This is a genomic window from Dyadobacter sp. LHD-138, assembly GCF_030929615.1.
Classification (GTDB): domain Bacteria; phylum Bacteroidota; class Bacteroidia; order Cytophagales; family Spirosomataceae; genus Dyadobacter.
Window position 1 is genome coordinate 207624 of the sequence record NZ_JAVFVU010000014.1, and the last position, 8405, is coordinate 216028.

At 44.1% G+C, this 8405-nt stretch carries 5 protein-coding genes and 1 rRNA gene; 4 read left to right on the forward strand and 2 right to left on the reverse strand.

The window, feature by feature from the left end; all coding sequences use genetic code 11:
* The first annotated feature begins 115 nt into the window (after positions 1-115).
* Positions 116-2299 carry a sialate O-acetylesterase gene (locus tag RB622_RS13165; RefSeq protein WP_308047024.1) on the forward strand — a complete coding sequence of 728 codons (2184 nt, stop codon included), beginning with the start codon at positions 116-118 and terminating at the stop codon, positions 2297-2299.
* Between the two features lie 14 nt (positions 2300-2313).
* Here RB622_RS13165 and RB622_RS13170 read toward each other — a convergent pair whose 3' ends face one another.
* The gene (locus tag RB622_RS13170) at positions 2314-2823 is read right to left on the reverse strand and encodes a GNAT family N-acetyltransferase (protein ID WP_308047025.1); all 510 of its coding nucleotides are present in this window, start codon (positions 2821-2823) and stop codon (positions 2314-2316) included.
* Between the two features lie 98 nt (positions 2824-2921).
* The gene (locus RB622_RS13175) at positions 2922-4355 is read right to left on the reverse strand and encodes a PLP-dependent aminotransferase family protein (RefSeq protein ID WP_308047026.1); all 1434 of its coding nucleotides are present in this window, start codon (positions 4353-4355) and stop codon (positions 2922-2924) included.
* Positions 4356-4753: 398 nt separating this feature from the next.
* Between RB622_RS13175 and RB622_RS13180 the strand changes: the two genes are divergently transcribed.
* The 3 genes from RB622_RS13180 to RB622_RS13190 form a co-directional block, all read left to right on the forward strand.
* Positions 4754-6454 carry a DUF885 domain-containing protein gene (locus RB622_RS13180; RefSeq protein WP_308047027.1) on the forward strand — a complete coding sequence of 567 codons (1701 nt, stop codon included), beginning with the start codon at positions 4754-4756 and terminating at the stop codon, positions 6452-6454.
* A gap of 48 nt (positions 6455-6502) precedes the next feature.
* A complete protein-coding gene (locus tag RB622_RS13185; RefSeq protein WP_308047028.1) occupies positions 6503-7891 on the forward strand; it encodes an aminopeptidase P family protein in 1389 nt (462 codons plus the stop codon).
* A gap of 447 nt (positions 7892-8338) precedes the next feature.
* Positions 8339-8405 (forward strand): 16S ribosomal RNA (locus RB622_RS13190); the annotation flags it as partial.

Genomic DNA, 8405 nt, shown 5'->3' on the forward strand with positions numbered 1-8405 from the left:
ATCGATAGAAAAATTTCTATCCGGTTAATAGTTTTTTATTGTGCCCTACAACGCTTTTCGCCTAATTTGTGTCGTTTAAGTTACGCAATGGATAACATTTGATTTTTCATATTACATGAAGTACACTGTCTATTCTTTACTTGTTCGTTTCAAAAGATCTTCTCTTTCGGCTTTTTTCAGAGCCTATTTACTGTTCTCACTGGTCCCATTCAGTGTTTCCGCACAAATCGATGTGACTGCTCCTCTGGAACGGGCCGTCTATCAGCGGGAGACAAATGGTTCGGCAGATGTCACGATCAGCGGGAGTTATTCAATTCCTGTCGATAAGATCGAGGTGCGTGCTACGCCCATTGTCGCATCACAGGGAAAAGAGATCGGATGGACAACTTTACAGAACAAACCCACTGGCGGTGTTTTTAACGGAGTTATCAATATTTCCGGCGGCTGGTATAAAGTGGAAGTACGCGGCATTAAAGGAGGAATTATGATTGGCAATATCGATGTCATATCCCGTTTGGGAGTCGGCGAAGTGTTTGTTATTTCCGGACAGTCCAATGCACAGGGCATGGTTGATTCCAGGGTTACAACGGTTCCGCCGCCCGGTGCACAGGACGACAGAGTTAATTATGTAAGTTACAATAACGAAATTCTAAACTCGATGGGAGATCCGCCGGCACCGAGTTTCAACCACGTCGACAGTTTCGAGGGTAACATGGGGATGCGGGGGCATGGAAGTTGGTGCTGGGGGATTTTGGGTGACCTTTTGGCGCAGAAAATGAATGTCCCGATCATGTTTGTCAATACGGCCTGGGACGGAACTTCGATAAGAAACTGGTGGGAGAGTGCGCAGGGACTTCCTACATGGGGCGTGTACAGTAATCCCCAACCGCTGTTCCCATCTCAGATGCCATATGGGAATTTGAAACTTTCCATGCAGCATTACGCCAAACAATATGGTGTAAGGGCCGTGTTGTGGATGCAGGGCGAAACCGATAATTCGCCTTTGAACATGGGCAGTGATGAATACAAAAATAGCCTCAAATCACTGATTGGGAAGCTTAATTCGGATATCGGCCGCCAAATTCCATGGATTGTAGCCAGGACTTCTTACGTGGATTACCATCCGGACCCTAATATTGTTAATGCCCAGAATTCGGTTATCAATGAGCTGCCTGGTATCGCTTTTGCCGGTCCAGATACGGATAATCTGCCCGTACAGCGGGTGGATGGAACGCACTTCTACGGAAATGATAATCTGGTCACGCTGGCCAATGCCTGGAACGATGCGTTAAATGTGAACTTTTTTTCAACGGTCAATCCGGTTTCAGTTTCACAGGAACCTAAAATTATTAGTAGCTGTGCAGACAATAACACCTCCGTAAATTTGACCTTGCCGGATGGTTATCTTAATTACGAGTGGTCGATGGCTGTCAATGGCGGGAATGAATATAGAAACGGGAAATCGATCAATGTCACAAACCCGGGTGTGTATACAGGGAAAGTGAAAGACGCGAACGGAAATACGCTGCGTACCCAGACGATGGTCATCAGCTCCTCCATCAAGCCAAGTAAGCCGACAATCAGAGAGGTAGGATCTCAGCAGTCCTGCGCGGATTCATCATTTACTTTTTCCATTAATGAAGGCAATGATTTGTACAACTGGTACAAACAAGGCTCGAACGATGCGTTGGCAACCAACAATTCAATAACGGTTAAAGAAGGCGGCAACTATTTTGTGAGAAGTGAAAATGTTTTCGGCTGTTTGTCAGATAATTCTGATGCATCAACGCTTATTTATCGTCCGCAGGTTCCCACGCCTGTTATTGCAAAAGTAGGGCCGTTCACGGCGGAAGCAACGATCAACCAGACAGGTTTGGAAGAGAAATATGACTGGAAGCGTGATCAGCAATTGCTTGTTTCTTCTACCACAAATACTGTTCGGACAACAGAAACGGGTCTTTATGCTGCCAGAGCAAATGTTACTTACCTTTTGGAAAGCAATTTGCTAACCTGTTATTCACCTTACTCAAATGACCTTCAGTTCATAACGGAAGGGGAGTCTGACATTGTTGTTTTTCCAAATCCCGGCGCCCGTGACAACGTTTACGTTGAATCCCGAGATGATATCAATGACGCTGAAATAATCGTTTATGATCTTTACGGCCGGGTTATGGTGACGCAAAGACAGGATATGAAAAGCCGGGTGAAAATTCTGGTCAGGAATCTGTCATCCGGTAAATACATTGTTCGTATCAAAGGTGCCAATGTGGATGTAAGAAAACAATTGATGGTACTGTAAGAACCGATAATCATTCAAAAATATTTTACGAAAAGAACCGATTCAACCGGCAAGCCATGCACAGGAATTACCGGTTTTTCTATGACGAAGCCATTGGCGTTAAGTAACCCGGAAATAGGGCTGTCGGTCGGCTCTTCAAGCCAGAGTGCGGCGCAAGTTTTGGATACATTTATACATTTTTCCAGCAACATCTCGGCTGCCCCGGTATTTTTAAAAACAGACAGTATCTCAAATTGCACGAGGTGTTTAGTTCTCTTCGCTGTGAGAAAATCCGGTTTCTGTCCTTTGTCTGAAAAGTATGCGAAGCCTGCTGGTTTATCATCGAAATAAACGATGATGCATTGATTGGAAAAATCGTTAAGTTCGGAGATAATCGTCTGGGTATTGTATCTTGACTCAATGTAGTTTTCAAGTTCATTTGTATCGATTTGACCGGTAAATCGCTCCTTTATAGTCGTTCTCGCAAGATCTTGTAAATGCAGTATACCCGTTTCGTTTGCTACAATAAATTTAGTTTTAAGCATGATATGTGTCACCGTTTAATTCATTCATCCGGCAAAATTAGCAGGTCTGGATTCCCGACGGGCATACACTTTATGAACAACTGACCGGTACAGATCGGTTATGCGTCGAGTAGCCTGACAGCTGTTTCACCTGCAATCGCCAACGCCTTTTCCCGCAAAACGGAATATTTATCGGAGAATACCAGCCGAAAAAATGGGTTGTAAGCTCTGGAGAAGCTAAATGTGTAACCCGGCGTGAAGCGTATGCCCGTTTGTTCGCAATGTTTGTAAAACAATTCCATGTCAAGTTTTTCGTCCATTTGCACCCAAAGATTGCTGCCTCCGGTCGGGGTACTGACGGCAGTGCTTTCCGGGAAAAAACGGGTTATCAGATTTTGGGTATGATAACATTGCCTGGCAAGCTGATTCCTGAAAAGTCTGACATGCCGGTCATAACCCGTAGATGAAATGAGTCTTGCAATCGTTTCCTGATAAATCGGACTGACAGTGCTGCCGAGTACATACCGGATCTGTTCAGCTTTTTCGAAAAATTGACCAGCCGAAAGCCAGCCAAGACGTATGCCCGGAGCCAGCGATTTTGAATAAGAGGAACAGGTAAGGACCAACCCGCTTTCGTCAAGGGATTTGATATTGACCGGCCGATGTCCTGCATAGTGCAGATCTCCATAAATGTCGTTTTCGATTAATGGGATTCCTTTTTCGTGAATGAGAGCGAGCAGATACTTCTTTTGCTCGTCGCTTAATAAACAGCCGGTAGGGTTATGAAAATTGGGCGTAACGATCACCGCCTTAATATCGGTTTTCTGACAGGCTTTTTTTAGAAAGTCGATATCAAAACCCTGATGAATATCGACGGGGATTTCAACAACGCGTAATTTTTGGACCCGTATTATTTCCAATACGGAAAATACACAGGGACTTTCCACAGCCACAAGATCTCCTGGTGTACAAACCGAGGCCAGTGCGATGTACAAAGCCTGCAATGCGCCGTCCGTAATAATCAATTCCTCAGGGTTTATGATTGTTTTATAGGTGGCGGCTCGTTGGACAATTTGTTCCTTCAAGGCTGTCGATCCATTGGCTGGATAATATCGCAACAAGCTGGCGCTTTTCTCCCTGATGACTTGTTGCATGGTCCGGAGGATGAGCTTTTGCGGGATGAAAAAATCACCCGGTTGCGCAACATTGAACTCTGATAACTCGCTTTTCGTACTTCTTAGGGAAGTGATCCGGGATAAGTGATCGGTGAAAAAGGCATCCCGGACCACCAGGGGAATTTTCTTCTTTTCGTAATTTATCGGGTGTGCGGCAGGCTGATATTTGACATAATATCCGGATTTGGGTTCGCTTCGGACAAGGTCTTTGATCAGCAGATGCTCATACGCACGCTGAATGGTTGCGATACTGGTGTTATATCGGTCTTTCAACGTCCTGACAGAAGGTAGTTTATCTCCGGTTCTGTAATGCAGGCTGATAATATTTTCTTCAATTTCCAGCGCAATTTCCTCGAACTTATATCTTTTTGCAGTCAATATCTGTACTGGTTAAATATTTACTAAATAACTTCTGTATTTTCATTTTTACAATAAATAGAGAAAATAGGGGCTGCGAAAGTGTGGGAAGACAGATCGTATCCGTCGCTTTATTGCGGAATTTTTCCTTGATTTACACCCTGTCGGGTTAAAATCGGTTAATAACTGATTAAATACAGCAGAGGATATACTGATGTTAAAGTCTAATTTTGACTTTTTGAAAAATGGGACAGATGAAAATTATTTCTGTTGAAAAGCAGAAGGAGAGATGTGGTATTATTGAGGGATAGAAGTAATTTAGGCAGGAGAATAAAATGTATAAATCTAGCATTATAGGTACTGGCGGTATGTTTAAAATAACGAAACTCATGTTTTGCGGCTGTTTGATGTCAGTTTTTATGGCCGGATGTAAAAATTCAGGCGAGGAACAGACTGTCAGAAGCGATCAATCTTTTGAAAGTTATTCCTCGGGTTTCATCGAATCGCTATGGAAACAATATCCCGACTGGGCAACTGGTGTGGGTTACCACCAATACGACAGTGTTTTGGTCGTGCCGGATGAAAAATCGGTGCAGTCGTCGGTCGCTTTTGCAAAAATTCATCTGGATTCCCTGTCTTCTTTCGATCCGGCAGGGTTATCAGCTTCCAACAGGACCGATTTTTATATGATCCGGAATTTGCTCAAAGCATCGCTTTGGAGTACCGACACTTTGCGATCATATCAATGGGATCCCACGATTTATAATGTAAGCGGAACTTTTGCTTTTATATTAAATGAAAAATATGCTCCGCTGAACGAACGGTTAAGAAGTATCCGCGGACGATTGGCCAATGTCCCTTCCTATTATAAGGCGGCAAAAAATACGGTTGTTAATCCGGTACCAGAACTTCTTGCTTTGGCGATGGATCAAAATTTGGGAGGCTTATCGGTTTTTGAAAAGGATCTTCTGGATTCTGTAAAAGTGTCAACACTGGATGCAGGGGAAAAGAAACAGATTATTGAACGATCACAGCTGGCGGTAACGGCTATCAGGGATTATGTGCAATGGTTAAAAGTATTGAAAAGCGAAAAGCCACGGAGTTTCCGGTTGGGCAAGGATTTGTATGCAAGAAAATTTGCACACGATATCCAATCCGCTTATACGGCCGACCAGATTTATGATTCGGCGGTGGCTAGAAAGCAAGAGGTTCAGTCTAAAATGGCTGGTATCAGTCGGCAGTTGTGGCCCAAATATTTTGGAAATAAACCCATGCCGAAGGATTCTCTGGCATTGATAGGCGAAATGATTGATACCCTTTCGGCCAATCACGTCAAACAAAAAGATTTCCAGACAGCCATTGCAGATATTATTCCCGGGCTGATCAGCTTTATTAGTGAAAAGAAACTGATCGCATTGGATCCAACCAAACCACTTATTGTCCGTAAGGAGCCCGCATACATGGCAGGCGTTGCCGGAGCCTCCATCAGTGCGCCCGGTCCGTATGACAAAGGCGGCAATACCTATTATAATGTAGGCAGCATCGAAAACTGGCCGAAAGAAAAGGCCGAAAGCTATTTGAGGGAGTACAATCATTACATCATGCAGATACTGGATATCCATGAGGCGATTCCCGGACATTACACGCAGCTGGTTTATGCGAATCAGTCGCCGAGTTTGATTAAATCACTTTTGGGCAACGGGGCGATGGTAGAGGGCTGGGCAGTTTACACCGAACAGATGATGCTCGAAAATGGCTTTGGAAATAACCAGCCGGAAATGTGGCTGATGTGGTATAAATGGCATTTGCGCGCAGTTTGTAATACAATTCTGGATTATAGTGTGCACGCCGGGAACATGAGTAAAGAGGAGGCGATGCATTTATTGACAAAAGAAGCGTTTCAGCAGCAGGCCGAGGCGGAAGGGAAGTGGAAACGGGTAAGTGTTAGCAATGTGCAGCTGACAAGTTATTATACCGGATATAAGGAGATCATCGATCTTAGAAAAGCGTACCAAAATAAGCTGGGAAACAAGTTTGACCTGAAATCTTTCCACGAAAAATTCCTGAGTTATGGAAGTGCTCCGGTAAAATACATTAAGGACCTGATGCTGGAAGATTAGGTTCGCGATAATTAATATAGTTTGAATCATTTAAATTGAAAATTGATCATGTTTAGTATTGACATATATAAGGAAAGAAGGCAGCTTTTAAAGAAAACGGTTGGGAGCGGGCTCATTCTTTTATTAGGGAATGAGGAAGTGGGGATGAATTACCGGGATAATACCTACCATTTTCGGCAGGATAGTACGTTTTTGTATTTCTTTGGTTTGGACAAACCCGGATTGGCGGCGCTTGTTAATGTTGACGAAGATGTGGAGATATTACTGGGCAACGAACCGACCATTGATGATATCGTCTGGATGGGAACACAGCCCTCCGTGTCGGATACCGCAGCATTGACAGGGATTCACCAGGTAGATGCGCTAAGTGCGCTGGAAACGTTGGTGAAGAAATCTTTTGCCAAGGGACAGACGGTGCATTATCTTCCGCCATATCGTGCGCAGGCTGTGATAAAACTGAGTGAGATCTTTGGGATTTCGTATGCGGAGGTGCAGGAGCGCGCTTCTGTTAAGTTGATCAAAGCGGTGGTGGCCCAGCGATCTTACAAATCCGCTCAGGAAGTTTCTGAAATTAATAAGGCTGTTCTTGTCAGCAATGAAATGCATCTGGCGGCGATCCGTTATTCAAAGGAGGGGCGGACAGAAAAGTACGTTGCCGGTATTTTGGAAGGGATGGCCTTGAGTGCGGGGGGCAATATTGCGTACCCGGTCATTTATACGGTCAATGGTCAGACACTGCATAATCATCCGACACAGAATCAGTTGAAAAAAGGGCAGCTCATCTTGTGTGATTGCGGGGCGGAAACGGCCATGCATTATGCCGGTGACCTGACAAGGACTTTTCCGGTCGAGCAAAAATTCACAGCACTTCAAAAGGAGGTTTATGAAATTGTATTGAAGGCCGAGGAAGCGGCGGTTGATGCACTGAAACCGGGAATTCGTTTTCTGGATGTACATCATCTGGCTTGCGAGCAGCTGGTGGATGGTTTGAAACAACTGGGTTTAATGAAAGGAGATGCGCAGGAAGCGGTAAGCCAGGGAGCACATGCCTTGTTTTTCCAATGTGGTCTCGGGCATATGATGGGACTGGATGTGCATGATATGGAAGATCTGGGCGAACAGTACGTAGGTTATTCGGATGATTTGGTAAAAAGTAAGGAGTTCGGTTTGAAATCTCTCAGATTGGGCAGGGAGCTGGAAGCCGGCTTTGTGCTTACTGTGGAGCCGGGTTTATACTTCATTCCTGAACTCATGGATATGTGGCAGGCACAGGGCAAGCTGAAAGACTTTATTAACTATGATAAACTGGCCGCCTTCCGTGATTTCGGCGGAGCCAGGATCGAGGATAATTTCCTAATCACAGAAAATGGTTATCAATTACTGGGAGAACCGTTGATAAAATCAGTGGCCGATATCGAAGCACTGGGTAGAATATAACATTTCCGGTACATTATATATAGAATGAGCTCCAAGATTCCGTACTATGGGAAATTTTGGAGCTCATTTTATTTATATCTGGTGTTGTGAATGAATAATCCAATCGAATTTTGTACCCGGAAAAGTTCAATTTGATACTTGTACTGGCTGTTTGAAAACGCCTACTCGAAAACTTAGAAAAAACTTTCCTTAAAATGCTGCTGAATTTCAGTGTATTAGCAAAAGAATCAAAAATAATTCACAATTATTTTACCTACGTGCTTGCGTAGTAAAAAAAAAGCTGCCACTTTTGCACTCCCAATCGGGTAATACGGCGCTGAAAACGATCACTGCCACAAGTTCCGGAAGTGATGGAGCACAGTTCTTTGACATGATGAAGAGAGTAACAAGATAGTTCGTTTAAGAAGATACCGTGACATTCTTTGGGATGATCACAAACAAAAATTTACAATGGAGAGTTTGATCCTGGCTCAGGATGAACGCTAGCGGCAGGCTTAATACATGCAAGGCGAGG

What these genes read in the sequence shown, in the direction of transcription:
- RB622_RS13165 (WP_308047024.1), top strand. Translation starts at nt 116, where the DNA reads ATGAAGTACACTGTCTATTCTTTACTTGTTCGTTTCAAAAGATCTTCT.
- RB622_RS13170 (WP_308047025.1), bottom strand. Translation starts at nt 2,823, where the DNA reads ATGCTTAAAACTAAATTTATTGTAGCAAACGAAACGGGTATACTGCAT.
- RB622_RS13180 (WP_308047027.1), top strand. Translation starts at nt 4,754, where the DNA reads ATGGCCGGATGTAAAAATTCAGGCGAGGAACAGACTGTCAGAAGCGAT.
- RB622_RS13185 (WP_308047028.1), top strand. Translation starts at nt 6,503, where the DNA reads ATGTTTAGTATTGACATATATAAGGAAAGAAGGCAGCTTTTAAAGAAA.